Source organism: Anaerostipes rhamnosivorans, from assembly GCF_005280655.1.
Taxonomy (GTDB): Bacteria; Bacillota; Clostridia; order Lachnospirales; family Lachnospiraceae; genus Anaerostipes; species Anaerostipes rhamnosivorans.
Window position 1 is genome coordinate 461,727 of the sequence record NZ_CP040058.1, and the last position, 26,298, is coordinate 488,024.

Sequence of the window (26,298 nt, forward strand, 5' to 3'; positions counted from 1 at the left end):
AAAACTTTTCCAGGGTCTTTTTATAACTTACTCGATTTCTTCGGTCTCGATCATAAATTTGACGCTTCCTTTTGTATCCTTGTCTTTTTTCGTAAAGGTCTGGTACTTATCTCCCTGTTTTACCGTATCATTGATCCGGTCCAGTGTATTCTGTACGTCATTGTCCATGATGTTTACCAGTCGCTGGATACCGTCTTGGTTAAACTGGATCAGTCCTGTATTCAGGGTATCGGCACCGTGATACAGGGCATCGACACCGGAAGAAAGCTTGCTGCCTCCCAAAGCCAGTGTGCCGGTAGCAGAACTCAGTTTCTTTCCTCCTGTGGCTGCAGTGTGGATTCCATCTCCCAGCTGATTCGCACCGGATGCAAGATCGCTCTGCCCTGCGACCAAATCACCGGCTCCCTTGTTCAGCTTAACTGCAGCAGTGCGCAGGCTGGATGCCGCATCTGTCAGTTCTTTGGTGTCCAGGCTGTTAAGTTTTTTGAAGGAAGCCTGGGTGGTCGGATCACTTAACTTCTGGATTAGAGCCTTTGCAGGAGCAAGAGAAGAAGATAAAGCTTTACTCTGCTGGTCTATAGTGTTATTTTCATCTCTCATTTTCTGCTGTATGCCCTGCATGGTTCCAATCGCAGTTTTGACATCCCGAATATCGTTTGCATCGGTGACGGTGCCTCTGCCCAGCATTGTTGTCAGGCTGTCGATCTGTGTCTGCAGGGCCGCAATATACTGTTCGTTGGCTCCTTTGATCGTATCAAAAGAGGAAGTGATGGAATTTAAGCCTGCGGAAAGCTGTTGGAGCTTTTGCTGGCTTGGAAGGCTGCCGGTCAGGGATTTCATGCTTTCCAGTCCGGAAGCAAGCTCTTTCATCATGGATGGGAGGGACTTTGTCTTTTGTTCCAGCTGGCTGGTTCCTGCCTTCAATTCTTTGCTTCCCTTTTTCAGTTTTTTAGTTCCAGAGATCAAATCATTCTTTTTTCTATCCAGAGTGTTCAGCCCTTTGGACAATTCCTTCGTCTTTTTGTTGAGAGTGGCAGTTCCGCTCTTTAATGTCTTAGAGGCGTTCTGCAACTCCTTCACTCCTGAGAGCAGTTCCCCTGAACCGTTCACCAGCTTTTGAGAGGCGTTGGACAGAGTTGTAAGGGAATCATTTAATTCATCGATGGTATCAACTTTGTCCAGACCGAATTCTGAGAGTGTATCGGCTGAGGCCACGGTTGCGGTTACGGTCATCTGGAAGTCCTTTACATCCGCTGTAAACTCAAAGGAATCCGGGATATCGAATTTTTTGCCGATGGTACTTTCCTTGAGCTTCAGGCTGTCGGATAATCCCGGGAAAGCCACACCCATGAGAATATGTTTGCTGCCGTCAGAAATATCTTTTGCATTCACCATTTTGACATTGGAGAAATGTTCTGTGGGCAGTACGATGGCAGTTACCATTGTAAATGGAGTGTAGATCCCGTCGTGTACATCATGGTTTGTGAATTCATAGCGGACTTTTACCTTGCCGCTTTTGCCTACCAGCTGTTTGGGACTGATCTCTTTGCCGTCTAGGTAGTAAGTCACCTGCATGGAAACAGGAAGTTCTTTGTCTGTCTTTCCCTGATAATAAATGTCATTGCCGTTTGAATTCCAGGTGATGCTGTTTTTCTTTCCTTTCTGGTAGGTTTCATCACCCTTGACGTTTTCAATGTCAGTCAGGTCGCTGGCGTCCTTAATCTCTTTAGATTTCTTTTTATTTTTCAGCCAGTCGCTGACAATGACGGTCTGTGTGTTGCCCTCCGCATCTGCCTTCACATAGACGGTTTCCTCTTTTTCCTGGGAATCAGCCGCATATACCGGTACTGCGGCCATTGAGGAACACAAAATCAATGAGGCCGCCACGGCCAATGCTTTATTTAATACCTTTTTTCTCATTTCTAATCCTCCTTTATTTCTTGTATATGGCCCATGCCAAAAGTTGTCTTGCAAATCAATCGATCAAATATCATAAACATCGCCGGCAGAATGAACACAACGCTGACCGTGCTGATGACCGCGCCTCTGGCGAGCAGAGTACAGATGGAGCTGATCATATCGATCTTGGAGTAGAGAGCCACTCCAAAGGTTGCGGCAAAAAAGCTGAGGCCGCTGGTGATAATGGAAAGCATGGATGTCTCGTGGGCGATCCGGATGGATTTCCATTTTGTATTGCCTCTGATCCGCTCTTTCTGGTACCGGCTGGTCATGAGGATGGCATAATCCACAGTCGCGCCGAGTTGTATGGTTCCGATGACGATGCTGGCCACAAACGGGAGCTCTTCTCCCATATAATAAGGGATTGCCATGTTGACACAGATGGCAAACTCGATGACTGCCACCAGTATGACAGGCAGTGAAGCTGATTTAAATACGATCATAATAATGATGAAGATGGCCGCTATGGAGGCTATGTTTACATTGCGCAGATCCACATTGGTCACATCCGCCAAGTCTTTTGTCAGCGGAGCCTCGCCTATGACCATGGACTCGCTGCTGTAGCTTTTTACGATCTTGTTGATCTGTGCGATCTGGCTGTTGACCTGATCGGTGGCCGTTTTGTAGTCGGAACAGATAAACTCCATCTCATAGTTCGGGCTGATCAGGTTGTCACTTAAGGTGCCAGGGATCATATCGGCAGGCACAGCGGAGCCCACAACGGAATCCATACCAAGGACCCATTTGACACCGTCAACCTTTTCGATTTTTTTCTGCATCTCGGTTTTTTCCTTGGAGGACATGCCGGCTTTCAGCATGACCATATGGATGTTGCTCATATGGAAATCCTTGCTCAGTTTTTTATTGGCAACGTTGCTCGGAAGAGACTGTGGCAGAGACTTATCAATATTATAGTAAATCTGTGTGTTGTTGTTCCCATAAACAGCCGGGAACAGCAGGATCAAAAAGATCAGGATCGTCGCTTTATAATGCTTCGTGATAAAGTGGGAAGCATTGGACAGATCCGGTATGATGGATCTGTGCGTTGTCTTGTCGATCCATTTATCAAAGATCAGGATCAGTGACGGAAGAAGGGTCACGCAGCAGATGACGCCGATGACCACTCCCTTTGCCATGACAATACCGATGTTCATGCCAAGGGCAAACGTCATAAAGCACAGGGCCGCAAAACCAGCAATGGTGGTGACAGAGCTTCCCGCAACGGACTTAAACGTATTGGAGATGGCGTGGGCCATGGCTCTCTGCTTGTCATTGTCAAACCGAACCTTGTTGTCTTCATAGCTGTGGAGCAGAAAGATGGAATAATCCATGGTGACTCCCAGCTGCAGGATTGCTGTCAGCGCCTTTGTTATGTACGAGATCTCTCCCAGAAAGATATTGCTTCCAAGGTTATATAGGATAGCGATGCCGATGCTGGCCAAAAACAACACCGGAGTCAGCAGGGATTCCATGGTGAGACATAAAACAAGTAAAGACATGGCAGCCGCGATCACTACATAGATCGGCATTTCTTCCAGTGCCAGATTCTTGATGTCGGTTACGATGCCGGACATCCCGCTGATAAAGCACTGCTTGCCTACCACATGGCGCATCTCGCTGACTGCGCTCATGGTCTCGTCGGAAGAGGTAGTATTGTCAAACAGCGCGATCATCATGGTGGCATTCTTGTTAAAAAATACGTTCCGGATCTTTTCCGGCAGCATTTCTTTTGGGAAAGTGGTGTCCGCGATGTCATCATACCAGAGTACCTTTTTTACATGGTCCACTTTCTCAATCTTGTGTTTGATTTCCTGTACATCCTTCAGTTTGGCATCCTCCACCACAACCATGGAAAACGCCCCGGTTCCAAACTCATCTACCATAATATCCTGGCCCTTGACGGTTTCCAGAGAACTTGGAAGATAGCTTAGGATATCATAGTTGATCCGGGTCTTTGAAATTCCGATCAGGGATGGAATCACCAGAAGGAGGGAGAGCAGAACGATCAGTTTCCGATGCTTTGCTATCCATTTCCCAAATTTAATCATAATCAATCCTCCTAAATGAATGACTAAAGGTCATTTTCTTATTACTGGTATACTATAAAAATGACTAAAAGTCAATAATTATCGGTTTATTTTTACGGTTTTTTAATAATTATTGACTTGTGGTCATTTTTTGATATATAATGATAACAAAAGAAGTCCAAAAGGGGGATGAACGCCAATGAGTAAAGTAGAAGAAAATAAAAAGAGAAAGAAGACAGCGTTGCTTGATACGGCGTATCATCTGTTTACGCAGAATGGCTATCAAAAGACATCCATCTCTGATATCGTCAGTCAGGCGGGAGTTGCTAAGGGAACCTTTTATCTCTATTTTAAGGATAAGACAGACATCCGTTATAAACTGATCGCGCACCGGGCCGGCCTGATCTTTAAAAAGGCTTACCGGGATCTGGAAAAAGCCAATATCCGGCTGTTCGAAGACAAGATCGTATTTCTGGCGGACAATATCATTGACCAGCTGTATAAAAATCCTACGCTCCTCAAGCTGATCTCCAAACATCTGGGATGGGGGATCTTTAAAAATGCCATGAACGAACCCATGGAGGGCGACCACGAGAACATCTATGAGGTCTACATGAACCTCATGAAGGAATCCGGCCGGGAATTTGAGGAACCGGAGACCATGATCTACCTGATCGTGGAACTGATTTCTGCAAGCTGTTATAATGCTATTTTATTTGAACAGCCCGTGACATTAGAACAGTTGAAGCCATTCTTGTACAAAACGATCCGAAGTATTATAAAAAATCATGAAAAATAGTAAATGTACGGTATTTTGAGCAAACAACCACAGGAAATCATGCTATAATGAGGGATACGAAAACTGTTAATCAGATGATGAGCCTCTCATCAGTAGTTATAAGGAGTAATGAATGAAATCTTGTGGTATTTTGCTGCCTATCTTTAGCCTGCCGTCCTCTTACGGCATTGGATGCTTTTCAAAAGAAGCCTACCAGTTTGTAGACTTTCTGAAATCAACCGGCCAGTCTTACTGGCAGATTCTTCCCCTGGGAACCATCGGGGAAGGAAATTCTCCATATTTATCCTATTCAAGCTTCGCGGGAAGCGTATTATATATTGATTTGGAGCAGCTTCAGGCAGAGGGACTTCTGACTCCAGAAGAGTGCGACGGCTGGGAATTTTCCGACAGCGAAGAAAAAGTGGATTATGATAAAGTATTTATGTCCAGGGAAATCCTGCTGTGGATCGCATATAGCCGCTTCAGAGGGGGAAGAGACTACGAAGATTTCAAGAAGACCCATAAAGAATGGCTGGATGACTTCTGTAAATACATGAACTTAAAACAGCCGGGAAAAGGAAGAGAGTATTTTTGCTTCGTGCAGTACAAGTTCCTGAGCCAGTGGCTGAAACTTAAGCAGTATGCCAACACAAATGGCATCCAGATCATCGGGGACCTTCCGTTTTATGTGGCAAAGGAGGGCGCAGACTTTCTGGCCCACCCGGAAATGTTCCAGCTGGATGAAGACGGGAAACCAAGGGTGCAGGGGGGATGTCCACCGGATGCTTTTGCGGAGAACGGCCAGCTGTGGTCAAACCCTGTCTATGACTGGGAGTATCATAAGAATACAGATTATGACTGGTGGATGAAGAGACTAAGCCACAACTTTCTCTTGTACGATGTGCTGAGACTAGATCATTTCCGGGGGTTTGACGAATATTTCGTGATTCCTGCGGATGCAGAGACAGCGGCCGGAGGGAAGTGGGAAAAAGGGCCTGGACTTGATTTCTTTCTCGCGTTAAAAAAGAAGCTGGGAGATGTAAAGATCATCGCCGAAGATCTGGGATTCCTGACAGACTCCGTGAGGGAGCTGCAGAGGGAGATCGGTTATCCGGGTATGAAGATCCTGGAGTTTGCCTTCGGTGCATGGGACGACAGTGCTTATCTGCCGCATAAGTATGAGGATAATTGTGTGGTGTACACAGGAACCCATGACAATGACACAGCCATTGGATGGTATGAGAATATGTCAGAGGAGGACAGAAACTTTCTGCACCATTATCTGGAACACAGCACCATCGTTCCGACCGGACGTGTGAATTTGGATCTGATATCCCTGGCCCTTGAGAGCAGGGGGGATACGGTGATCATCCCACTTCAGGATTATCTTGGGCTCGGCAGCAGCGCAAGGATCAATACACCTTCTACAGTGGGAGAGAACTGGGAGTGGAGAGTGACAAAAGAACAGCTGGACAGCGAACTTAGGACCACCATTTTGACACTGCATGACCGCTACCGCAACGAAGAAACGATAGAGAAGAACTCATAAGGAGCGTAAAACCTATGGCGAAAGTATCCAAGAGGGTAACGAAGGAACGAGTGAGAAAGATCTGCGATATTTTAAATGAAACCTATACCACAGAGTATAAATGTTACTTAAATCATGAAAATGCATGGCAGCTTCTGATCGCAACGATGCTCAGCGCACAGTGTACCGATGCCAGAGTCAACATTGTTACGGAAAAGCTGTTTAAGAAGTATACAAGCCTTGATGCATTTGCGAAAGCAGATCTGAAAGAACTGGAAAGAGATATCTATTCCACGGGATTTTATAAGAATAAAGCAAAGAACATTATCGGTGCCGCCAGCCAGATCTTAGAGCGGCACGGAGGGGAAGTTCCGGAGAGCATAGAAGAATTGACTGCTCTGGACGGTGTGGGAAGGAAAACAGCCAATGTGATCCGCGGCAATATTTTCCACGAACCCAGCATCGTGGTGGACACCCACGTGAAAAGGATATCTAAGAAACTATGTCTGACAAAAAATGATGATCCGGTTAAGATCGAGCATGATCTGATGAAAGTCCTGCCCAAAGAGCAGTGGATTCTTTATAATATCCAGATCATCACTCACGGGAGGAATGTCTGCATCGCCAGACGGCCCAAGTGCGGGGAGTGTACCCTTCAGTCAGTCTGCCCGTCAAACGAGGTGTAGCCTATGAAGGAATATGTTGCTTTTGACCTGGAAACCACGGGACTATCTGTGGATGAAGACCAGGTGATTGAGATCGGCGCCGTCAAAGTCAAGGACGGCAGGATCGCCGGAAAATATAACTGTATCATTTATCCGGAGCGGGAGGTCTCAGATTTTATCATCCAGCTGACCGGCATTTCTAGGAAAATGCTGGACGGCGGTATAGCACTGAGAGACGGTGTAGAAGGGTTTTTATCTTTCAGCGAGGGCTTTCCGGTGCTGGGGCATAATCTGATGTTTGACTATCGTTTTATGAAGACAGCGGCTAGAAAGTTTTCTTATCCCTTTGAAAAGGAAGGGGTGGATACGCTGAAGGCCGCGCGGATGCTGCTTCGGCAGTTAAAGAGCAAAAAACTGGGATGCCTTTGTGAGCATTATCACTATGTGAACCAGGCGGCCCACAGGGCCTATGATGACGCGCTGGCCACGGCGGTTGTGTTCGAGTCCATGAAAAAAGAATTCGGGGCAGATCAAAAGGTCTTTGAGCCGGAGCCGCTCATGTACCGTCCCAAAAAGCTTCAGATGATCACAGCAAAGCAAAAACGGTACTTGAATGAACTGCGGAAATATCATAAAATAGAGGATAACGGCAACATAGATGGACTGACAATGAGCGAAGCTTCCAGAACTATAGATGAGATTATTTCAAAATATGGGGTGATGCGATGAAAAAGAAAAGAATGATCGCCGGAATTATTGCGATTCTTTTGGCAATCGTAATGGTTGGCACAACAGTTGCCGGTTATTTACTGGTGTAAAACGGACAACATTTGTACACGGGAACAAATTAGGAAGGATAGGCATGTCTAAGAAGATCAAGGCCGGTATCGCTGCCGGGGTTTTAGCAGTGATCTGTATTGGCGTATTTGTTTATATCAGCCAGACAGTAAAAGGAGCCACCAAGGACCACAAGATCGTCCAGGGGGTAGTATTTGAAGGAAAGTCCCTGGGAGGGATGACAAAAGAAGAAGCGAAAAAAGAGATTGAAAATTATATAGAGAAAGAAAAAACAAAGGATATCACATTTTATGTGGACGATAAGAAAGCGGTGACAAAGCTTTCAAAGACAGGCGTCTCATGGGATGTGGAGAAAACAGTCAAGGATGCCTACGGCGTGGGAAGATCCGGCAGCATCATCAGCCGCTATTCCCAGGTTAAGAAAGATCAGGTGGAAGTAAAGATCGAGCGCAGCTACGACCAGGAGACCTTTGACAAAGAACTGGAATCAGCAGCGAAAAAGATTGTATCAGAGCCTAAAAATGCATCCTTAAAGAGGAAAAACGGCAAGTTTGTCATTGTTAAAGAAAAAACCGGATATGCACTTAATAAAAAAAGTACATTCCAGGCTTATAAAAAGCAGGTTGAGGCGGAGAGTTTTAAGGTGCCGCTGAAGGTCACAAGGAAAAAGGCAGAGTATACCAGCGAGGATATGGCGAAGGTCAAGGATAAGCTGGGTACCAAGACAACTTACTACGGTTCTTCTGCACCGGGACGAAAAGGAAACGTTGCCAACGGGGCTAAGATGATCAACGGCAGTGTGGTCTACCCGGGAGAGACCTTTTCTGTATATAAAGCAGTCTCACCGTTTACCAGTGAGAATGGATATTATCTGGCAGGTTCCTATGAGAACGGCCAGACAGTACAGACCTACGGCGGAGGAATCTGCCAGGTTTCCACAACGCTGTACAATGCCGTGATCCGGGCAGAGCTTAAGATCAAGGAGAGACATCCGCACTCTATGACGGTATCCTATGTGCCGAGATCCGCTGACGCGGCCATCGCGGGAACATACAAGGACCTTAAGTTCCAGAACCAGTTTGATTTCCCTATTTATATAGAAGGAATCGCTGATGGCTCAAATATCACATTCACTGTCTACGGACAGAAAACCAATCCAAACCGTCACGTGGAGTTTGTCTCTGAGACCACTTCTGTGAGAAACAGTTCCGGTGAAAAGGTGATTAAGGACCCTACAATGGAAGAGGGGAAACGTGTGGTGGAACAGGTGGGCCATACAGGGTATGAAGCCAGGCTTTGGAAGATTGTCAAGGAAAAGGGCAAGAAGACAAAAAAGATTCTGTTTAATACATCCAGCTACATGGCAACTCCGAATACCGTAAGAGTGGGTACCAAAAAGAAGGAAAAAGACAAAGACAAGAAGAAAGATTCCGACAAGAAAAACAAAGACAAAAAGAACACCGAAAAATCTACGGAAAAGACAACAGAGAAGAACAAGACTACAGAAAAGAAGAAAGAAGCGAAAAAGAAGAGTACTGAGGGAACCAAAAAATCCAAAGAAGATTAATCAGGGAAAAATCATGAAGATAGGTAAAATTCCAGAATCCACATTAAAAAAGGTCATATTGGAACAGCTGGGGACAAAGAGAGAGGAAGTCTTGATCGGCCCCGGCATCGGAGAAGACTGTGCGGCCTTGAAGCTTAAGGAGGGGGAAGTGTTTGTGCTTTCCACTGACCCTATTACCGGCGCGGCCGAGGAAGCTGGGCGTTTGGCGGTGCATGTTACCGCCAACGACTTGATTTCCTCTGGGGCAGAGCCGATAGGGCTGATGCTTACGGTCCTGCTCCCGCCGGAGACAAAGGAAAAGGAATTAAGGCAGCTGTCCTCAGAAGTGCAGGAAGAGTGTAGAAAGCTTGGCATCGCGGTCATCGGCGGGCATACGGAAGTTACGGATGCGGTAAGAAAGCCTTTGATTTCCGTTACCGGTGTTGGGAAAGTAAAGGAAGACCAGCTGCTGTCCACCAAAGGCGCCAGGCCCGGGCAGGATATCATTGTGACCAAATATATCGGCTTGGAAGGGACAGGGATCATAGCCAGAGAGCAGGAGGATCTGCTGAGGAAACGTTTTTCCGGAGAGTTTCTTGATGAGGCCAAGGCCTGCCTGGAATATGTCTCCGTTGTCCCGGAAGGAAAGATCGCCGGAGCTTATGCATCTGCCATGCATGACATTACAGAGGGAGGTATTTATGGGGCACTTTGGGAAGTGGCCCAGGCCTCTGGTGTAGGGCTGGAAGTGACTATCGAAGATATTCCGGTGAAGCAGCATACGGTGGAGTTATGTGAGTTTTTTGACTTGAACCCGTACCAGCTGATCTCCAGCGGTTCCATGTTGATCACAACAGATCATGGAAATGCTCTTGTGAGAGCATTGGAACAGGAAGGGATCAAAGCTTCCATCATCGGCCGCACGACAGATTCTAAGGATAAGATCATCTACCGGGATGGAAAAGCGGCAAGCCTGGAAGCTCCGAAACAAGACGAATTGTATAAGATTGGAGAGAGATCATGAATCAAGAGCTGAGAGAGTCAATTTTAAAATTATTAGAAAAGAACAGCCGTCTGGATCTGAAAGAACTGGCGGTCCTCTTGGATTCCACGGAGGCTGAGATCGCAAATGAAGTGGCGGAGATGGAAAAGGAACATATCATCTGCGGGTATCACACTCTGATCAATTGGGATCATACAAGCAGAGAGCAGCTTACAGCGATGATCGAGGTAAAGGTAACACCCCAGAGAGGGGAAGGATTTGACAAGATTGCAGAGCGCATTTACAATTTTCCAGAAGTTAAGGCATTGTATCTCATGTCTGGAGCCTATGATTTTATGGTCATGCTGGAAGGGAAGACAATGAAGGAGATTTCTATGTTTACTTCCTCCAAGCTCGCTCCTCTGGAAGCGGTGTTGAGCACAGCCACCCATTTTGTACTTAAGAAGTATAAGGACCATGGAACTGTATTAGAAGCAAAAAAGGTAGATAAAAGACAGGCGGTGACTCCATAATGAAAGATATGCTTTCAAAAAAGGCCGTTATGCTGGAGCCCTCCGGCATACGGAAGTTTTTCGATATCGTGAGCGAGATGCCGGAAGCAATTTCCCTCGGCGTGGGGGAGCCGGACTTTGATACTCCCTGGAGGATCAGGGAAGAGGGCATCTATTCCCTTGAGAAGGGCAGAACCTTCTATACATCTAATGCAGGTCTTAAGGAACTGCGGGAAGAGATCTGCAGATATTTAAAAAGAAAATACCATATGCGTTACAAAACGGAAGAAATTCTAGTGTCTGTGGGCGGAAGTGAAGGGATCGATGTGGCGTTAAGGGCCATCATCAATCCGGGGGATGAGGTTATCGTGCCCCAGCCGTCCTTTGTCTGTTATGTGCCGTGTGTTGTCATGGCGGACGGAGTGCCGGTCACTGTGGAACTGAAAGCGGAAGATAAATTCAAGCTGACAAGGGAACAGCTGGAAGCCGTTGTGACAGATAAGACAAAAGCGATCATTATGTCGTTCCCGAACAATCCTACAGGGGCCATTATGACGAAAAAGGACCTGGAGCCGATTGCGGAATTTGCAAAGGAACATGACCTGCTGGTGATTTCCGATGAGATTTATTCTGAGCTCACATACGGACATAAGCATGTGAGCATCGGTGCTCTTCCGGATATGAAGGAACGGACCATTGTGATCAACGGATTTTCAAAGGCGTTTGCTATGACCGGATGGAGGCTTGGATATGCCGCGGCTCCCGGGATCATTATGGAGCAGATGGTAAAGATCCACCAGTACGGCATTATGGCTGCGCCTACCACAAGCCAGTATGCGGCGGTGGAAGCTCTCCGTGCCTGTGACGACGAGGTGGAGGAGATGAAGAATTCTTATAACCAGAGAAGGCGGTATTTGCTGCACCGTTTCCATGAACTCGGCCTGGAATGCTTTGAGCCGGAGGGTGCGTTTTATGCCTTCCCGTCTATCAAAGAATTTGGGATGTCTTCAGAGAAGTTTGCAGAAGAGCTGTTAAAGGAACAGAAGGTAGCCATCGTGCCCGGAACTGCATTCGGTGCATGCGGGGAAGGATATCTAAGGGTGTCCTACGCATATTCCATCGATGAGCTGAAGGAAGCCTTGAGCAGGCTTGGTACATTTATTGAAAAACTAAGGAGATAATCATGCTGCATATTGTTCTGCATGAGCCGGAAATGCCGGCCAACACCGGAAATATCGGAAGGACATGCGTCGCCTGCGGTGCGGTCCTGCATCTGATTGAACCGCTGGGATTTAAGCTGAATGAAAAGATGATCAAAAGGGCAGGATTGGATTACTGGGAGCATCTGGATGTGAGGACTTATGTGAATTTCCAGGAATTCTTGGACAAGAACCAGGACCCCAGGATCTATATGGCTACTACAAAGTCCAGACAGACTTATGCAGATGTCACTTATGAAGGGGCAGACGAAGACGTCTATCTGGTGTTTGGAAAAGAGAGCGCCGGAATACCGGAAGAGATTTTGCTTGATTATAAAGAGACCGCAGTCCGGATACCGATGCTTCCAGAAATCCGTTCCCTGAATCTGTCCAATTCCGTGGCAATTGTAGCCTACGAGGTGTTAAGGCAGCAGGGATTCGACCATTTCCAGAGAGAGGGTCAGTTGCACCATTATGAGTGGTAGCGGATAAAGAGAGGTATCATGAGAGAGAGAATGAGTTTTAAGGAGATCCGTGCGTTTTCAAAGGAGAAGCTTAAAGAAAATTTAAAAGTTTTAGTTATCATTGAGTTCATTGTAGTTGTTATCTGTGTAGGGCTGCTGACTTGGCAGGAGGGAATTGATTTAATGTTTCCCTCTTCCATTCTATCGCTGGTGATGCAGATTGTCATTTATGGGCTGCTGGCTGTTTTCTTTACAGGAAATGTCGTTGCGTGTCTAGGGGTATCTAAGGGCCAGGAGCCTAAGGTAGATCAGGTCTTTTACTTGTTCAGAAATAAGACGAAACAGGTTTTATGGCTGATTGTTAGAAAAAATATTATAACATTTCTGATTATGTTTATCATAGATTTTTTTGGAGGTGTTGTGTACTATTCAGCAACAAACGAGGATTTTCCATATATGATGACAATCGCGAGTGTGCTGGCTACAGTTATTGTTGAACTGAGATATTTTCCGGCTCTGTATCTGCTGCTGGAAGGGGAAGAACAGGTATGCCGGAAGGCAATATGGCGTGGAAACGATTTGATGCGCGGGAATTATATGAGATTAATGGGTCTCTGGATTTCGTTTGTTCCATGGATGCTGCTCGGCTTGATTCCCTGCGGACTGGGAGTATTTGTTGTAGCTCCCTGGTTCCAGATCAGTCTGGCTGTATTTTATACGGATTTAAAGAGGAAGGAAATAATAAAGGATTAGAAGGAGATTATTTATATGGCAAAAGAAAAGAAGCTTGTGGAAGCCATCACAGCAATGGATGAGGACTTCGCACAGTGGTATACAGATGTTGTTAAAAAAGCAGAATTGATCGAATATTCCAGCGTAAAAGGCTGTATGATCCTGCGTCCCAACGGCTATGCCATTTGGGAAAATATTCAGAAGGTACTGGATTCCCAGTTCAAAGAAACCGGAGTGGAAAATGTGGCGATGCCGATGTTTATTCCGGAAAGCCTTTTGGAGAGAGAAAAAGATCACGTGGAGGGCTTTGCGCCGGAAGTGGCATGGGTTACTCACGGGGGAAATAAAAAGCTGGAAGAGCGCCTTTGTGTGCGTCCGACTTCAGAGACTTTATTCTGTGACTTCTATTCTAATATCATTCAGTCTTACAGAGACCTGCCGAAGTTATATAACCAGTGGGTGTCCGTAGTACGCTGGGAGAAGAGTACCAGGCCGTTTCTGCGCACTTCTGAATTTTACTGGCAGGAAGGACATACAGCCCACGCTACTGCTGACGAGGCAGAGGAGCGCACGGTCCAGATGTTAAATATGTATGCTGATTTCTGTGAGCAGTACCTGGCGATTCCGGTTGTCAAAGGACAGAAGACAGAGAAAGAAAAGTTTGCAGGAGCCAATGCCACCTATACGATCGAGGCGCTGATGCACGATGGAAAAGCACTTCAGTCCGGTACCAGCCATAACTTCGGGGACGGATTTGCCAAGGCATTTGATATCCAGTATACTGACAAGAACAATAAACTGCAGTATGTGCACCAGACTTCATGGGGAATGTCCACCCGTATCATCGGAGCCATCATCATGGTCCACGGAGATGATTCAGGACTTGTGCTTCCTCCGAAAATCGCGCCGGTGCAGACTATGATCGTGCCAATTATGCAGAAAAAAGAAGGGGTGCTTGAGAAAGCGGAAGAGATCCGGGCACGTCTTTCTAAGAACTATAAAGTTAAGGTTGATGATTCTGACAAGAGTCCGGGATGGAAGTTTAGTGAACAGGAAGTACAGGGAATTCCGACCAGGATCGAGATCGGACCAAAAGATATCGAGAAAAACCAGGCAGTCATTGTGCGCCGTGACACAAGAGAAAAGATCATTGTCTCTCTTGACGAGATCGAGACAAAACTTTCAGAGGTGCTTGGCCAGATGCAGAGCGATATGCTTGAGCGTGCTAAAAAGCATTTAGAGGCGAACACCCATGAGGCGGCAGACTGGGATGAATTCAAAGAGATCATCGACAAACAGCAGGGCTTTGTAAAAGCTATGTGGTGTGGAGAGACGGAGTGTGAGGAAGCTATCAAGGATGAGACCGGTGCTACCACACGCTGTATGCCGTTTGAACAGGAACATCTGGGTGACGTATGTGTGCACTGCGGAAAACCTGCCAAGAAGATGGTTCTTTTCGGTAAAGCATATTAAAGGAAATTTATGTTTAAAATAGTGATACCTGAAAAAGCAAAACAAATCATAAATCAGCTGGAACAGGCCGGCTACGAAGCATATGTCGTAGGCGGCCCGGTCCGGGACTGCATTTTGGGCAAGTGTCCTATGGATTGGGACATCACCACATCCGCATCTCCTTACCAAGTAAAGGAGATTTTTTCATATACCATTGACACCGGGATTGCCCACGGCACTGTCACAGTCATGATGGACAGAGAACCGTTTGAGGTGACCACTTACCGGGTGGACGGAGAATATAAGGACCACAGAAGACCGGAGGAGGTCTGTTTTACAAAATCTTTAAAAGAAGATCTTCTAAGACGGGATTTCACGATCAACGCCATGGCATATAATGATAGGGATGGGCTGATCGACTACTATGGAGGTGTGGAGGATCTGAAACGTAAGGTCATCCGCTGCGTGGGTCAGGCTTCCAAACGTTTTGATGAGGATGCCCTGAGGATCTTAAGAGCCCTGCGGTTTCAGGCACAGCTGGGATTTACCATTGAGGATCAGACAAAGCAGGCAGTCAGAGAGCAGGCCAAATACTTAAAGGACATCAGCGCAGAGCGGATCCAGGTAGAGCTTACCAAGCTTCTTTTGTCCAAACATCCGGAAACAATCCTGGATGCATATGAACTGGGAGTCACAAGCGTGGTACTGCCTGAATTTGACCGGATGATGGAGACTCCCCAGAATAACCCCCATCATCGTTACAGCGTAGGGGTTCACACGGTAGAGGCATTAAAGAATGCTGAGGCGGACCATATTCTGCGCTGGACGATGCTCCTCCACGATGTGGGAAAACCAGATGCCAGAGTGGAGGGACCGGACAAAGACCGGTTCCAAGGACATCACGTGATCGGTGAGGAGATGGCCAGAAAGATTCTAAGGCGGTTGAAGTTCGACAATCAGACAGTGAAGCAGGTGACAAAACTGGTCTACTGGCATGATATTCGGTTCGGCTCTGCAAAGGAAGTGAACAAAAGGACGGTGAGAAGGTGGGCAAGCAAGCTTTCTGTCCCGTTGTTTGAAAAGCTTTTAAAGGTCCAGCAGGCAGATATCCTGGCCCAGAGCAGTTTTATGCTGGAGGAAAAGCAGGAGATTCTTGACCGCACCGCAGTGCTGTTTGAGGAGATCAAAAAGGAAAAGGATTGTCTAAAGGTAAAGGATCTTGCCCTTGACGGAAAGGATCTGATCAGCCTTGGCATGAAACCTGGAAAAGAATTGGGTGAAATGCTCAATGAACTTTTGGAGCTTGTACTGGATGATCCCGGCAAAAACAGCAGGGAGATACTCACGCAGGCTGTGAAGGAGAAAAGAGGAAAGCAATGATTCTCATTTTGATACCAGTTTTTGTTCTTTTATACTTGTATATGATTTATCCGGGAAAGTTAAGAAAGCATCCGGTGCTGGAGACGAAATACTTTGCGCACCGGGGGCTGCACGGGTTTGACGGTATTCCGGAAAACTCCATGAAAGCTTTCCAGAACGCGGTGGATCATGGGTATGGGATCGAACTGGATGTACAGCTTACCAAAGATGACGTGATGGTGGTCCATCATGATTATGACATTAAGAGAACCTGCGGTGTCAACAAAAAAATCCGGGATCTGACCTATGAGCAGCTGAGAAGATATCCGTTGATGGAAACGAAAGAGCGTATTCCAAGATTTGTGGATGTGCTGGAAATGGTTCACGGACAGGTTCCCCTTTTGGTAGAGTTAAAAATGGAGCACTGTGACCGGAAGCTGTGCCGGCTGTCGGCGGAGGCGCTGGACCGTTATCACGGCCTTTACTGTATGGAGTCCTTCCATCCCTATGCACTGTTTTGGTTCCGGATGAACCGGCCGGAAGTGATCAGAGGACAGCTGTCAATGAATTTCAGAAAGGATCAGCACAAGGGCAATCAGCTGGCCTACTGGGCAGAACAGAAACTTTTGACCAATTTTGCCACGAAACCGGACTTTATTGCATATAAATATATTTACTGGGATGAACCATCGCTGAGGCTGTGCCGCAGGATATCCGGCATCCCTGTCTATGGATGGACCTTCCGGAACAAAAAAGAGTATGAGAAATACCGTAAAAAGTTTTATGGATATATTTTTGAAAAGTTTCTACCTTAAAGGTATGATATAATGTCACCATGATGAAAAGGAGATGTAAGACAGATATGAAGAAGAATGTCGCTGTAATTTTCGGGGGTAGATCCTCCGAACATGAAGTGTCCTGTGTTTCGGCTGCTACAGTCATCCGGAGCCTGGATGAGAATAAATATAATGTGATCTTAGTGGGGATAACAAGAGGCGGCCGATGGCTGCTTGTGGATAAACTCAAGGACATCGAGGACGGAAGCTGGAGAGAATCCAAAGTGAATGCGGTCATTTCTCCGGATACACAGGATCAGGCTCTCGTACTCCTGGCGGAGGGGACTTACCGTCTCCAGCCGGTGGATGTGATCTTTCCGGTTCTGCACGGCTTAAACGGAGAGGACGGAACGATCCAGGGATTGTTTGAGATGGCGCAGATTCCATATGTGGGCTGCGGGGTTCTTGCCTCAGCGGTTTCCATGGATAAGGTCTACACAAAGATTATAGTGGAGGATCTGGGGATCCGCCAGGCAGAGTTTGTACACATCCGGAGAAGTGATCTGGCCCGGATGGAAGAGACCCTTGACAGAGCGGAGGCAAAGCTTTCCTATCCCATGTTCGTGAAACCTTCCAGGGCAGGATCTTCTGTGGGAGTTTCCAAGGCAGAGAACAGGGAAGAACTAGCTGCTGCCCTTGTGAAGGCCGCAGAGCATGACCGGAACATTTTGGTGGAAGAGACCATTGTGGGACGGGAAGTGGAATGCGCGGTTCTTGGCGGTAAAGAGGTCAAAGCTTCCGGCGTAGGGGAGATCCTTGCGGCTGCCGATTTCTATGATTATGACGCCAAGTATAACAATGCAGAGTCCAAGACAGTCATCGATCCGCCGATGCCGGAGGAGACGAGGGAGGAGATCCGCAAGTCAGCGGCAGAGATCTTTAAGGCTGTGGACGGATACGGTCTTTCCCGTGTGGATTTCTTTATTGCGGATAACGGAGAAGTGGTATTTAATGAGATCAATACTCTCCCTGGGTTTACTTCCATCAGTATGTACCCTATGTTATGGGCAGCCCAGGGAATTGAGACACCGGCACTTGCGGATGAGCTGATCCGTCTTGCGGAAGAAAGGTTTGAGTAATAATGAGCAGCACACATGACAATGCACCCATCGGAGTGTTTGATTCAGGTGTGGGAGGTCTTACTGTGGCCAGGGAGATCATGAGGCAGCTCCCGGATGAGAGCCTGATCTACTTTGGAGACACGGCGAGAGTTCCCTATGGAACCAAATCAAAGGATACGGTCATCCGGTATTCCAGACAGATCGTAAATTTTTTATTGAGCAAAAATGTGAAAGCCATCGTGGTAGCCTGTAATACGGCCAGTGCCCTGGCTATGTCAAAACTTCAAAAGGAATATATCGTGCCCATGATCGGCATGGTGAGGCCCGGGGCCATTGCGGCTACCAGAGCCACAAAGAACCAGCACATCGGTATCATAGGAACCAACGCCACCATAAAGAGCGGCCAGTACGGCAGGTATTTAAGGGAGCTGAATCCGGAGGTGACGGTCGTGACCAAAGCCTGTCCGATGTTTGTGCCTCTGGTGGAAGAGGGGCTCATCGATGACAGGATCACGGAGGATATGGTGTCCAGGTATCTGAGGGAATTCGACCAGTATCATATCGATTCTCTGATCCTGGGATGCACACATTACCCATTGCTTCAAAACCCTATTAAGAATTTTGTAGGGGAAACGGTGACTCTGATCAACCCTGCCTATGAGACTGCAAAGTCTCTGAAGGAACTGTTAAAAGAGCGCAAAATTGCCGCAGAAAGCGGACACGCCGCAGAATATGAATACTATGTCAGTGACATGGAAGACCAGTTTCTCACCTTTGCGGACCGAGTGCTGCCGTGTCATGTAGAAAATGTACAGCCGATTGATATTGAAAAATATTAGAGGAGACAAATGAAGAAAGAAGTAATTATAAATATTTCCGGCCTTCAGCTGGATGTCAGCTCGGAGGAACCCATCGAATTGATGACTACAGGGGCTTACTATCTGAAAAATGGAAAGCATTATATCATGTATGATGAGCTGACTGATGACTCTCAGATTGTAAAGAACCGGCTTAAGATCAGTCCGAAGGTTGTGGAAGTAACAAAAAAGGGAGCCAGCAGCTCCCATATGGTTTTTGAGCGGGGAAAAGAAAACCTCACTTACTACGATACTCCGTTCGGCAGTCTTTTGCTTGGCATCAACACCAGCAAGATTGACCTTCAGGAGACAGAGGACAGCATGGCCCTGCATATTGACTATGGTCTATCCATCAACTCAGATCATATTTCAGACTGTTCCATTGACGTATCCATTGCGTCGAAAAACACGGAACACAAAGACTGCGCAAACTGTACCCAGTAAAATACCGCCGAGGACATCGGTAGGATAATGTACATACAGGTACAGCCTGCTGAATGCGATCAGCGCTGCCAGGACAAAAGCTGGGATCCCCAGCTTTTTGTCGTATAAGTACAAAAATACTGCCGCGCCGAACGAGGATGCGGAATGTCCGGACGGAAATGAATAGCGGCCGGGAGGCGGGATCAGCAGTTTGATATCCCGGTAGGTAAAAGGTCTTGCCCTGCCTATCAGAGGTTTGATGATCTGGTCCCCGATGATGTTGGCGATTAGCATAACGATCAGCATCCCCAGGCCTGCCTTTCGGTATTTTTTTGTAAACAGAAGAATGACGGCAATCAGAATCCAGACGGTCCCTGCATCGCCTAAATGGGTGATCCGGGTAAAGAAACTGTCCAGAAACGGAGTTCTCATGTGCGTTTGGATGAAGTCTAGTATTTGAAAATCCATAACTGCTCCTTACTTTTTTTCTTAAATTATATCACAAAAGATGGCTTCGTGTTATAATATCAAAATGAATTACAACAGATAGAAGGAATAAAAATGATTACACTAGTTGCAAACCACATCGGAGTGGATACCTATCTTTGGCTCCGCGAAGCCGTCGGTTTTAAAAAGCTTTCAAGGACTCAGGCAGTTAAAGCGCTGAAAAACAGTCTATATGTAGTAGCGGCCTATGCGGATGACAGAATCGTGGGCATGGGACGTATCGTAGGGGACGGAGCAGTGATCTGCTATATTCAGGATTTGATGATACATCCGGACTATCAGAGGGCCGGCGTCGGAAGTAAGCTGATCGAGAATCTGGCTGCTTTTGTGGAAAGTATCCGGGAAGACGATACGGAGATGATGCTGGATCTGATGTGTGCAAAAGGAAGAGAAGCCTTTTATGAGGCACATGGTTTTATGGCCCGGCCGAATCAGGATCTGGGGCCTGGCATGATAAGGTACTTAAATGAAAGGAGAGAATGAATAGATGGAAGAAAAAAAGTATGACCCTTATACAGGGGAAGAAATCAAGGAGCCAGTGGAGGAGGTTGGAGACCAGGCAGAGCAGGCGGCAGTCCAGAGCGAACCTGTGGCAGAGCAGACGGAGTCCGAACCATCTCCTGATACGATCGTAGTGGGGGAAAGCGGATATTATTATCAGGAAGAAAGACAGCAGGATTATGGATATCAGCAGAACCAGACAGGGGCACAGGCATATGCGGCTCAGGAGGAACCTCCGAAAAACAATCATGCGACTGTTTCACTTGTGCTTGGCGTTGTATCCATCGCATTGGCATGCTGCTGTTTTCCCGTAGCTTTTGTGCTGGGAATTGTGGCAGTTGTCTTGTTTTGTATTTCACCTAAGTTTATGGGCAAAAAGGACGGAAAGGCCGTTGCAGGCCTGATCTGCGGTATCTGCGGTATTGTTTTGTCCATAATGATCACTGTGTTTGTGGTTGTAAATATTGCAAGCGGTGACTACCAGAATTATGTGAACAATTATGACACTCACAGCAATGATGATGACGATGATGACTTCTGGGATGATACGGATGACACAAATTCCGATGATGTGAATACAAGTGACAACTGGAATGAAGATGTCTAAATGATGGATAAGATATGGACACTGATCCCGGCCTTCCCCTGCGTTTTTAAAATGGTCACGCATCTTTATTGTCCGGCCTGCGGAGGCACCAGGGCGGCTCTCGCCTTTATACAGATGGATTTTGTTACTTCACTGAAATGCAATCCTATTTTTATGTATTTGGTGTTGGTTGGAGGCTGGGTTGGTATTGGTGCCCTGATCCGAAAGGCTGGGAGGGGTACCGGAAGTTTTTTCCGTTTCCGCATGTGGATGCTGTATGTGGGTTTGGTCCTGTTTTTTGGATTTGGAATCTTGAGGGACATAGGACTGTATTTTTATCACTATGATTATTTGGGAGATTTTTATTAGAGCAGAGATAAATTCCGGAGCTGAAAGACAGTTTCCGGAATTTTTAATTAAGTGTAAGTGTTTTGTATTATATGGTTGCTGGATACTGTGACCGGATTTTAAGATTGGAATAGTGGTATAATTTTATGAGGAAGGGGTGGTACCATGCAGAAAAAAAGCCTGATCAGCCATATTTGCTGGGTGTTTGTGTTTCTAATCCTGTGTTATGGATTTAGATATATCGATGCTTTTTTGAGAAATGGGTTTTTAGTCAAAAGACAGCTAAACTATATTTCCATCGTCATGACAGCAGAGCCATTGATGTATCTGATCTTGGGTGTAATGCTGGGACTGCTGCTTTTGATCAGTATGAGTTACAATGTCTCCAGACGGCAGATGGTAAGTGAACTGTTGATTGCAGAAATTCCGGTTTTATTTTCTGTGTTGAATGAACTGGTGAGGGACCTAATGGTGAATCATGGATTTATGGTGAACAGAGTTATCAACAGGTCATTCTCTTCAGCACGATGGATCGCAGTTCCATACATTTTGTTTTTGTATATATGTAGAATAAAATATTTACATAGGGTGGGAAGATAAAGAGAAGGCAGAAGAAGCAAGGATCAAAGATTTGCTTTTTCTGCCTTCCACTTTTATATGGTATCCTCCCACTGTTCAAAGTCAGGGACCGACAGCGGTTTTGAAAAATAATAACCCTGGACAGTTTCGCAGTGGACACTCTCAAGGATCTGGATTTGTTCCTGTGTCTCTATTCCCTCAGCTACAAGCTGGATTCCCAGTTTATTTGCTATTTCGATAAAACCAGAGATAAGATGTACAGCTTTTACATTTGTCATATCTGCAAAGAACTGGCGGTCCAATTTTACGGTATCTATGTCAAAGTCCTTCAACAGGGCAAGTGTGGAAAAACCAACGCCAAAATCGTCCAGGGCACATTGGAATCCAAGCCTGTGCATCTCTGTGATACAGTTCTTTACCAGCTTCCGCTGTTGTTCATCCAGAAAACTGTATTCGGTCAATTCAAACTCAATGATCCCGTCGGGTATTTGATACTTCTTCTTGATCTCTGAAAATTTTCTTAGAAAATTGAGATTTTTAAAATGTGCCCGGGACAGATTGACGGATATAGGAAACAGCGCCTTCTGTCGTTTGATACGGGCTTGCAGGTAAATACAGACTTCTTCAAACACATAAAGATCAAGCCTGCATATTTTATCGTTTTCTTCAAAGAGAGGTATAAAATCACCAGGACAGATCATTCCTTTCTCCGGATGAATCCATCTGGCCAACGCCTCGGCTCCGGTTATTGTCCGGTCAGACAACCGGATCTTGGGCTGGAGATAGACCTGAAAATAACGGTTTTTAATAGAACTTTCAAAAAGAGAGTTCAGCTCATATTCTATCCGTAGTTGTTTTGCCATACCAGGATGGTAGATATAACAGGGACCAGCACCATCCTGTTTCCGGCAGGCACTCCTGGCCCGGTCCTGTACGATGGTGACATCTAAACTTGGATCATCCACCAGATAGATGCCATATAAAAGTGTGAGTTCATATTCTATATCAGTAATCTTGTTAAAAGAATTAATATCCGCAGACAAATCCAGAAGACGGCGTGTGATGTTCTGGGCGCTGTGTTCCTTGAGACAGAGGAAAAAACAGTCCGAGTTATCTCTGGCTGCGGTCTCGCCGGTGCGGATAAAGTGCTCCAGTTTACTGGATACGTACTTTAAGGTGGCATTTCCGGCGGAAGATCCAAAATTTTCGTTGATCAGCTTAAAGCCTTTTATATTCATAAATACAACGGCATATGTTCCTGCTTTCATATGGGCGGCCAGTTTTTCATATGCCAGGCAAAACGCTGCCTCATTCATGCCGCCGGTCAACGGGTCCGTCAATGCAGCGGTTTTAAGCTGTCTGAATCTTGATCTGTAATACAGGACTAGTGACACGAAAACAGAACATATTATCACTGTCTTTAGTTTGAAAGTGCTTGAGATCATAAGAAAACTAAGAGAAACCAACACAATCCAAACGCAGGCAGACCGGATTTTAAGAAAAGCAAAAGCTCCTTTATCCCTTACGATTCTTTTGTTATTTTTCATCCTTATCACTCCATTCATAACCCCTTCTAATAAAAAAATAATATCATTGTTTCATAGGTCCAGCAATAAATAATCTGCGTACGTATACAAATAGCTTGTTGGAACTTTTTGATTATTGTATAATTTATTGAAATCAGACTAAAGGGAGGCGGAACGTATGAAACAAAAGCAGACATTGTTTAACTATGTATACCAGAATTTGAAAGAGCAGATCCTTTCCGGGCGTTTGCAGCACGGGGAAAAGCTTCCGTCTATGAGCCGCCTTTGCGAATTTTACCATGTGGGAATACGCACAGTGAAGGATGTGCTGCTCCGTCTGAAAGAAGAAGGCTACATCCAAACCGAGGAGAGAAAGGCTGCTGTTGTCATTTACAGGCAGGCTGGAACAGATGCTGCGGTCCGGTTTGTTCTGGAACGGAAGACCTCAATCCTCGCGGTTCATCAGACCATTGCCGTTCTTGTGCCGCCGATCTTATCTTTTTGTGCCCAACATTACAGTAAAAAAGATTTGGATTCCATGTTCCGGAGGCATATGAATACAAAAAAACAAAGTCCGGAAGAAAAGGGGCGTATTTGTGTCAATTGTATTTATGAAATGATGGACCACTCAGAGAATCTTTTACTCCGTGATTTATTCGCAAGTCTTGAAATCTATGCGCGGATGCCGTTCTTCCAGAACTATGAGCATTTTGTAGAGCTAGTGTTGAAATACAATGAATTTCACAGTATTGAATGGGTGCTGGAGGCGTTTGCGGCAAATGAGCCGGCAGAGATTGTCTCCCGGTTCCGCTTGCTGTTTCAGTCTGTCGTACCGGCTGTGGGCCAGTTTATGGAGGAATTATCCGAGCAGTGCGTTAATATACCTGAGGACCCGGTTTATGGTTACAGATGGGCAGCTGACTGTGGAAGGGATCATTATTATATGCAGATTACCCGGGATCTCATTGATAAAATCGGGACAGGCAGATACAAAGAAGGGACATTCCTGCCGCCAGAGGCACAGCTTGCCAGTCAGTACGGTGTCTGTGTTGCAACTATGCGCAATGCGCTTTCCATGCTGAATGAGCTGGGATTCGGACAGACGATGAATGCAAAGGGGACAAGAGTCATTCTGCAGAACGATGATTCAGCTGCGCAGTGTCTCAGAAATAAAGCTTTTCAAAGAGACACTTTGGTCTATCTCAGCGGTCTGCAGCTCATGGCCATTGCCATAAAGCCCGCCGCGGTCATGGCTTTTGACAGAATGAAAGAAGAGGGAACACAGTATATCCAGGATCGGCTGGGAGACCCTGAATTCATTTTGCTGGACGGGCTGGTCCGCTGTGTGGTAAGGAACCTGGAACTGGATCCGTTAAAGATGATCCTTAAAGAGACAGGAAATCTCCTTCACTGGGGTTATTACTTTTCTTTTTTCAATGAGGGTATGTCGGGCACTGACCTGCTCACATTAAAGAGCCTAAAAGCCTATGAGAAGTTGAAGCACGGAAGCGCAGAAGAATTTGGAGAGCATATGTCTTTGTGCTTCTGCCATATCCTTGATTTTGTACGAGATCACATGGTGAAATTTGGACTAAGCAAAGCCGCAAGACTGATCAGCCCTAAAGAATCATTGGAAGAGGGATGAAGAAAATTCCAATTTCCTATTGACTTTATATGAAATTATCCTTATAATACAACACAACAATTCATAGTAATCATATAGGAAATAAGGAGAAGCGCCATGTATCAGAAAAAAACCAGGAATGAAAGAAATTTGAAATTTGAGACATTACAGCTGCATGTGGGGCAGGAACAGGCAGATCCGGCAACGGATGCCAGGGCCGTTCCCATCTATCAGACATCTTCCTATGTGTTTCACAACAGTGAACATGCGGAGGCGAGATTTAACCTGAGTGATGCAGGGAATATTTATGGAAGGCTGACAAATCCCACACAGGATGTGTTTGAGCAGCGTGTGGCTGCATTAGAGGGAGGAGTGGCAGCTCTGGCCACAGCATCAGGTGCGGCGGCCATTACATATACTTTCCAGAATCTCGCACGAAACGGCGACCATATCGTCTCAGCAAAAAATATTTACGGAGGAAGCTATAATCTTCTGGCCCACACTCTGCCCGAGTTCGGAGTTAAGACAACGTTTGTGGACATTTTTGAAGACGGGGCAGTGGAAGCGGCTATAAAGGAAAATACAAAGGCCGTATTTATCGAGACCCTGGGCAATCCCCACTCTGATGTGGCGGATATCGAGGCCTTGGCTGAGATTGCTCATAAGCATAAGATCCCTCTGGTCATTGACAATACATTCGGGACACCGTATCTGATCCGGCCTATTGAATTCGGAGCTGACATTGTGGTCCATTCTGCCACCAAGTTCATCGGCGGCCACGGCACAGCCATCGGAGGGGTCATCGTAGACAGCGGAAATTTTGACTGGGAGGCTTCTGGAAAGTTCCCGTTCCTTACAGAACCAAACGAAAGCTATCACGGGATCAGCTTTACCCAGGCGGTCGGCAAAGCAGCGTTTGTCACAAGGATCCGCGCTGTATTGCTGAGAGATATGGGAGCCACCCTGTCACCATTCCATGCTTTTTTGTTCCTGCAGGGATTGGAGACACTGTCACTGAGAGTGGAGAGACATGTAGAAAACGCTTTAAGAACTGCTTCCTTTTTAAATGATCATCCACAGGTGGAAGCAGTCCACCACCCGTCTCTTACCCAGGATGTAAGGCAAAAGGAGTTATATCAAAAGTATTTTCCAAACGGCGGCGGTTCCATCTTTACTTTTGAGATCAAGGGAGACGCACAGACAGCTAAGACATTTATAGACAATTTGGAAATCTTTTCTTTACTGGCCAATGTTGCTGACGTAAAATCTCTGGCAATCCATCCGGCATCCACCACCCATTCACAGCTGAATGAGGAAGAACTGAAGGAACAGGGATTGAAACCAAATACCATCAGGCTTTCTATTGGAACAGAGAACATAGACGATATCCTGGAAGACTTAAGCGAGGCTTTTAAAGCAGTCAGAGAATAGAAGGGTTTAGCAAAGCAG

26 protein-coding genes are annotated in these 26,298 nt (G+C 46.2%); 22 read left to right on the forward strand and 4 right to left on the reverse strand.

Annotation, left to right across the window (positions count from 1 at the left end):
* Positions 1-27 precede the first annotated feature (27 nt).
* A complete protein-coding gene (locus AR1Y2_RS02325) occupies positions 28-1,920 on the reverse strand; it encodes a coiled-coil domain-containing protein (RefSeq protein WP_137327515.1) in 1,893 nt (630 codons plus the stop codon).
* A 2-nt stretch (positions 1,921-1,922) separates the two neighbouring features.
* Positions 1,923-4,007 carry an efflux RND transporter permease subunit gene (locus AR1Y2_RS02330; protein ID WP_137327516.1) on the reverse strand — a complete coding sequence of 695 codons (2,085 nt, stop codon included), beginning with the start codon at positions 4,005-4,007 and terminating at the stop codon, positions 1,923-1,925.
* 178 nt (positions 4,008-4,185) lie between these two features.
* Here AR1Y2_RS02330 and AR1Y2_RS02335 point away from each other — a divergent pair, with 178 nt between their 5' ends.
* From AR1Y2_RS02335 to AR1Y2_RS02410, 16 genes are all read left to right on the forward strand, one after another.
* Positions 4,186-4,785 carry a TetR/AcrR family transcriptional regulator gene (locus tag AR1Y2_RS02335; protein ID WP_137327517.1) on the forward strand — a complete coding sequence of 200 codons (600 nt, stop codon included), beginning with the start codon at positions 4,186-4,188 and terminating at the stop codon, positions 4,783-4,785.
* 112 nt (positions 4,786-4,897) lie between these two features.
* Positions 4,898-6,313, forward strand: a complete 1,416-nt coding sequence (gene malQ / locus AR1Y2_RS02340) for a 4-alpha-glucanotransferase (protein ID WP_137327518.1) — start codon at positions 4,898-4,900, stop codon at positions 6,311-6,313.
* Positions 6,314-6,327: 14 nt separating this feature from the next.
* Positions 6,328-6,978: an endonuclease III gene (gene nth, locus AR1Y2_RS02345; protein ID WP_137327519.1), complete on the forward strand. Its 651-nt coding sequence runs from the start codon at positions 6,328-6,330 to the stop codon at positions 6,976-6,978.
* A gap of 3 nt (positions 6,979-6,981) precedes the next feature.
* Complete coding sequence (locus tag AR1Y2_RS02350; protein ID WP_137327520.1) at positions 6,982-7,686, forward strand: 3'-5' exonuclease; 705 nt, start codon at positions 6,982-6,984, stop codon at positions 7,684-7,686.
* 133 nt (positions 7,687-7,819) lie between these two features.
* The gene (locus AR1Y2_RS02355) at positions 7,820-9,322 is read left to right on the forward strand and encodes a VanW family protein (RefSeq protein ID WP_137327521.1); all 1,503 of its coding nucleotides are present in this window, start codon (positions 7,820-7,822) and stop codon (positions 9,320-9,322) included.
* Positions 9,323-9,335: 13 nt separating this feature from the next.
* Positions 9,336-10,325, forward strand: coding sequence for an AIR synthase family protein (locus tag AR1Y2_RS02360; protein WP_137327522.1), 990 nt, complete (start codon positions 9,336-9,338; stop codon positions 10,323-10,325).
* A gap of 8 nt (positions 10,326-10,333) precedes the next feature.
* Positions 10,334-10,816 carry an Lrp/AsnC family transcriptional regulator gene (locus AR1Y2_RS02365; protein WP_175403692.1) on the forward strand — a complete coding sequence of 161 codons (483 nt, stop codon included), beginning with the start codon at positions 10,334-10,336 and terminating at the stop codon, positions 10,814-10,816.
* The gene (locus tag AR1Y2_RS02370; RefSeq protein WP_137327524.1) at positions 10,816-11,976 is read left to right on the forward strand and encodes an aminotransferase class I/II-fold pyridoxal phosphate-dependent enzyme; all 1,161 of its coding nucleotides are present in this window, start codon (positions 10,816-10,818) and stop codon (positions 11,974-11,976) included. The genes AR1Y2_RS02365 and AR1Y2_RS02370 overlap by 1 nt, the downstream gene beginning before the upstream one ends.
* 2 nt (positions 11,977-11,978) lie before the next feature.
* Entirely contained in the window at positions 11,979-12,479 is a 501-nt protein-coding gene (locus tag AR1Y2_RS02375) for a tRNA (cytidine(34)-2'-O)-methyltransferase (protein WP_137327525.1), read from the forward strand.
* A gap of 18 nt (positions 12,480-12,497) precedes the next feature.
* Positions 12,498-13,211 carry a DUF975 family protein gene (locus tag AR1Y2_RS02380; RefSeq protein WP_137327526.1) on the forward strand — a complete coding sequence of 238 codons (714 nt, stop codon included), beginning with the start codon at positions 12,498-12,500 and terminating at the stop codon, positions 13,209-13,211.
* A gap of 15 nt (positions 13,212-13,226) precedes the next feature.
* Complete coding sequence (gene proS / locus AR1Y2_RS02385) at positions 13,227-14,663, forward strand: proline--tRNA ligase (RefSeq protein ID WP_137327527.1); 1,437 nt, start codon at positions 13,227-13,229, stop codon at positions 14,661-14,663.
* Positions 14,664-14,672: 9 nt separating this feature from the next.
* A complete protein-coding gene (locus AR1Y2_RS02390) occupies positions 14,673-16,022 on the forward strand; it encodes a CCA tRNA nucleotidyltransferase (RefSeq protein ID WP_137327528.1) in 1,350 nt (449 codons plus the stop codon).
* Positions 16,019-16,816, forward strand: coding sequence for a glycerophosphodiester phosphodiesterase family protein (locus AR1Y2_RS02395; protein ID WP_137327529.1), 798 nt, complete (start codon positions 16,019-16,021; stop codon positions 16,814-16,816). The genes AR1Y2_RS02390 and AR1Y2_RS02395 overlap by 4 nt, the downstream gene beginning before the upstream one ends.
* A gap of 47 nt (positions 16,817-16,863) precedes the next feature.
* Entirely contained in the window at positions 16,864-17,916 is a 1,053-nt protein-coding gene (locus AR1Y2_RS02400) for a D-alanine--D-alanine ligase family protein (RefSeq protein WP_137327530.1), read from the forward strand.
* A 2-nt stretch (positions 17,917-17,918) separates the two neighbouring features.
* Complete coding sequence (murI, locus tag AR1Y2_RS02405) at positions 17,919-18,737, forward strand: glutamate racemase (RefSeq protein WP_137327531.1); 819 nt, start codon at positions 17,919-17,921, stop codon at positions 18,735-18,737.
* Between the two features lie 9 nt (positions 18,738-18,746).
* Positions 18,747-19,199, forward strand: a complete 453-nt coding sequence (locus AR1Y2_RS02410; protein ID WP_137327532.1) for a DUF1934 domain-containing protein — start codon at positions 18,747-18,749, stop codon at positions 19,197-19,199.
* On the opposite strand, the gene AR1Y2_RS02415 is transcribed toward AR1Y2_RS02410, so the two are convergent.
* Positions 19,125-19,646 (reverse strand): phosphatase PAP2 family protein, encoded by a 522-nt coding sequence (locus tag AR1Y2_RS02415; RefSeq protein WP_137327533.1) that lies wholly within the window; start codon positions 19,644-19,646, stop codon positions 19,125-19,127. The genes AR1Y2_RS02410 and AR1Y2_RS02415 overlap by 75 nt on opposite strands.
* A gap of 93 nt (positions 19,647-19,739) precedes the next feature.
* Here AR1Y2_RS02415 and AR1Y2_RS02420 point away from each other — a divergent pair, with 93 nt between their 5' ends.
* From AR1Y2_RS02420 to AR1Y2_RS02435, 4 genes are all read left to right on the forward strand, one after another.
* Complete coding sequence (locus AR1Y2_RS02420; protein WP_330554755.1) at positions 19,740-20,168, forward strand: GNAT family N-acetyltransferase; 429 nt, start codon at positions 19,740-19,742, stop codon at positions 20,166-20,168.
* A 4-nt stretch (positions 20,169-20,172) separates the two neighbouring features.
* Positions 20,173-20,793 carry a DUF4190 domain-containing protein gene (locus AR1Y2_RS02425; protein ID WP_137327535.1) on the forward strand — a complete coding sequence of 207 codons (621 nt, stop codon included), beginning with the start codon at positions 20,173-20,175 and terminating at the stop codon, positions 20,791-20,793.
* Positions 20,794-21,141: a DUF2752 domain-containing protein gene (locus AR1Y2_RS02430; RefSeq protein ID WP_137327536.1), complete on the forward strand. Its 348-nt coding sequence runs from the start codon at positions 20,794-20,796 to the stop codon at positions 21,139-21,141.
* A gap of 144 nt (positions 21,142-21,285) precedes the next feature.
* Positions 21,286-21,720, forward strand: coding sequence for a hypothetical protein (locus AR1Y2_RS02435; RefSeq protein ID WP_137327537.1), 435 nt, complete (start codon positions 21,286-21,288; stop codon positions 21,718-21,720).
* A 53-nt stretch (positions 21,721-21,773) separates the two neighbouring features.
* On the opposite strand, the gene AR1Y2_RS02440 is transcribed toward AR1Y2_RS02435, so the two are convergent.
* The gene (locus tag AR1Y2_RS02440) at positions 21,774-23,246 is read right to left on the reverse strand and encodes a putative bifunctional diguanylate cyclase/phosphodiesterase (protein ID WP_243118828.1); all 1,473 of its coding nucleotides are present in this window, start codon (positions 23,244-23,246) and stop codon (positions 21,774-21,776) included.
* Positions 23,247-23,403: 157 nt separating this feature from the next.
* On the opposite strand from AR1Y2_RS02440, the gene AR1Y2_RS02445 reads away from it, so the two are divergent.
* Together AR1Y2_RS02445 and AR1Y2_RS02450 are read left to right on the forward strand one after the other, a co-directional pair.
* Positions 23,404-24,870 (forward strand): GntR family transcriptional regulator, encoded by a 1,467-nt coding sequence (locus AR1Y2_RS02445; RefSeq protein ID WP_137327538.1) that lies wholly within the window; start codon positions 23,404-23,406, stop codon positions 24,868-24,870.
* Positions 24,871-24,966: 96 nt separating this feature from the next.
* Entirely contained in the window at positions 24,967-26,280 is a 1,314-nt protein-coding gene (locus tag AR1Y2_RS02450) for an O-acetylhomoserine aminocarboxypropyltransferase/cysteine synthase family protein (RefSeq protein WP_137327539.1), read from the forward strand.
* Positions 26,281-26,298 lie beyond the last annotated feature (18 nt).

Excerpts from the sequence above, each read along its gene's own strand:
- AR1Y2_RS02325 (WP_137327515.1), bottom strand. The coding sequence starts at position 1,920 with ATGAGAAAAAAGGTATTAAATAAAGCATTGGCCGTGGCGGCCTCATTG.
- AR1Y2_RS02330 (WP_137327516.1), bottom strand. The coding sequence starts at position 4,007 with ATGATTAAATTTGGGAAATGGATAGCAAAGCATCGGAAACTGATCGTT.
- AR1Y2_RS02335 (WP_137327517.1), top strand. The coding sequence starts at position 4,186 with ATGAGTAAAGTAGAAGAAAATAAAAAGAGAAAGAAGACAGCGTTGCTT.
- malQ (WP_137327518.1), top strand. The coding sequence starts at position 4,898 with ATGAAATCTTGTGGTATTTTGCTGCCTATCTTTAGCCTGCCGTCCTCT.
- nth (WP_137327519.1), top strand. The coding sequence starts at position 6,328 with ATGGCGAAAGTATCCAAGAGGGTAACGAAGGAACGAGTGAGAAAGATC.
- AR1Y2_RS02350 (WP_137327520.1), top strand. The coding sequence starts at position 6,982 with ATGAAGGAATATGTTGCTTTTGACCTGGAAACCACGGGACTATCTGTG.
- AR1Y2_RS02355 (WP_137327521.1), top strand. The coding sequence starts at position 7,820 with ATGTCTAAGAAGATCAAGGCCGGTATCGCTGCCGGGGTTTTAGCAGTG.
- AR1Y2_RS02360 (WP_137327522.1), top strand. The coding sequence starts at position 9,336 with ATGAAGATAGGTAAAATTCCAGAATCCACATTAAAAAAGGTCATATTG.
- AR1Y2_RS02370 (WP_137327524.1), top strand. The coding sequence starts at position 10,816 with ATGAAAGATATGCTTTCAAAAAAGGCCGTTATGCTGGAGCCCTCCGGC.
- AR1Y2_RS02375 (WP_137327525.1), top strand. The coding sequence starts at position 11,979 with ATGCTGCATATTGTTCTGCATGAGCCGGAAATGCCGGCCAACACCGGA.
- AR1Y2_RS02380 (WP_137327526.1), top strand. The coding sequence starts at position 12,498 with ATGAGAGAGAGAATGAGTTTTAAGGAGATCCGTGCGTTTTCAAAGGAG.
- proS (WP_137327527.1), top strand. The coding sequence starts at position 13,227 with ATGGCAAAAGAAAAGAAGCTTGTGGAAGCCATCACAGCAATGGATGAG.
- AR1Y2_RS02390 (WP_137327528.1), top strand. The coding sequence starts at position 14,673 with ATGTTTAAAATAGTGATACCTGAAAAAGCAAAACAAATCATAAATCAG.
- AR1Y2_RS02395 (WP_137327529.1), top strand. The coding sequence starts at position 16,019 with ATGATTCTCATTTTGATACCAGTTTTTGTTCTTTTATACTTGTATATG.
- AR1Y2_RS02400 (WP_137327530.1), top strand. The coding sequence starts at position 16,864 with ATGAAGAAGAATGTCGCTGTAATTTTCGGGGGTAGATCCTCCGAACAT.
- murI (WP_137327531.1), top strand. The coding sequence starts at position 17,919 with ATGAGCAGCACACATGACAATGCACCCATCGGAGTGTTTGATTCAGGT.
- AR1Y2_RS02410 (WP_137327532.1), top strand. The coding sequence starts at position 18,747 with ATGAAGAAAGAAGTAATTATAAATATTTCCGGCCTTCAGCTGGATGTC.
- AR1Y2_RS02415 (WP_137327533.1), bottom strand. The coding sequence starts at position 19,646 with ATGGATTTTCAAATACTAGACTTCATCCAAACGCACATGAGAACTCCG.
- AR1Y2_RS02420 (WP_330554755.1), top strand. The coding sequence starts at position 19,740 with ATGATTACACTAGTTGCAAACCACATCGGAGTGGATACCTATCTTTGG.
- AR1Y2_RS02425 (WP_137327535.1), top strand. The coding sequence starts at position 20,173 with ATGGAAGAAAAAAAGTATGACCCTTATACAGGGGAAGAAATCAAGGAG.
- AR1Y2_RS02430 (WP_137327536.1), top strand. The coding sequence starts at position 20,794 with ATGATGGATAAGATATGGACACTGATCCCGGCCTTCCCCTGCGTTTTT.
- AR1Y2_RS02435 (WP_137327537.1), top strand. The coding sequence starts at position 21,286 with ATGCAGAAAAAAAGCCTGATCAGCCATATTTGCTGGGTGTTTGTGTTT.
- AR1Y2_RS02440 (WP_243118828.1), bottom strand. The coding sequence starts at position 23,246 with ATGAAAAATAACAAAAGAATCGTAAGGGATAAAGGAGCTTTTGCTTTT.
- AR1Y2_RS02445 (WP_137327538.1), top strand. The coding sequence starts at position 23,404 with ATGAAACAAAAGCAGACATTGTTTAACTATGTATACCAGAATTTGAAA.
- AR1Y2_RS02450 (WP_137327539.1), top strand. The coding sequence starts at position 24,967 with ATGTATCAGAAAAAAACCAGGAATGAAAGAAATTTGAAATTTGAGACA.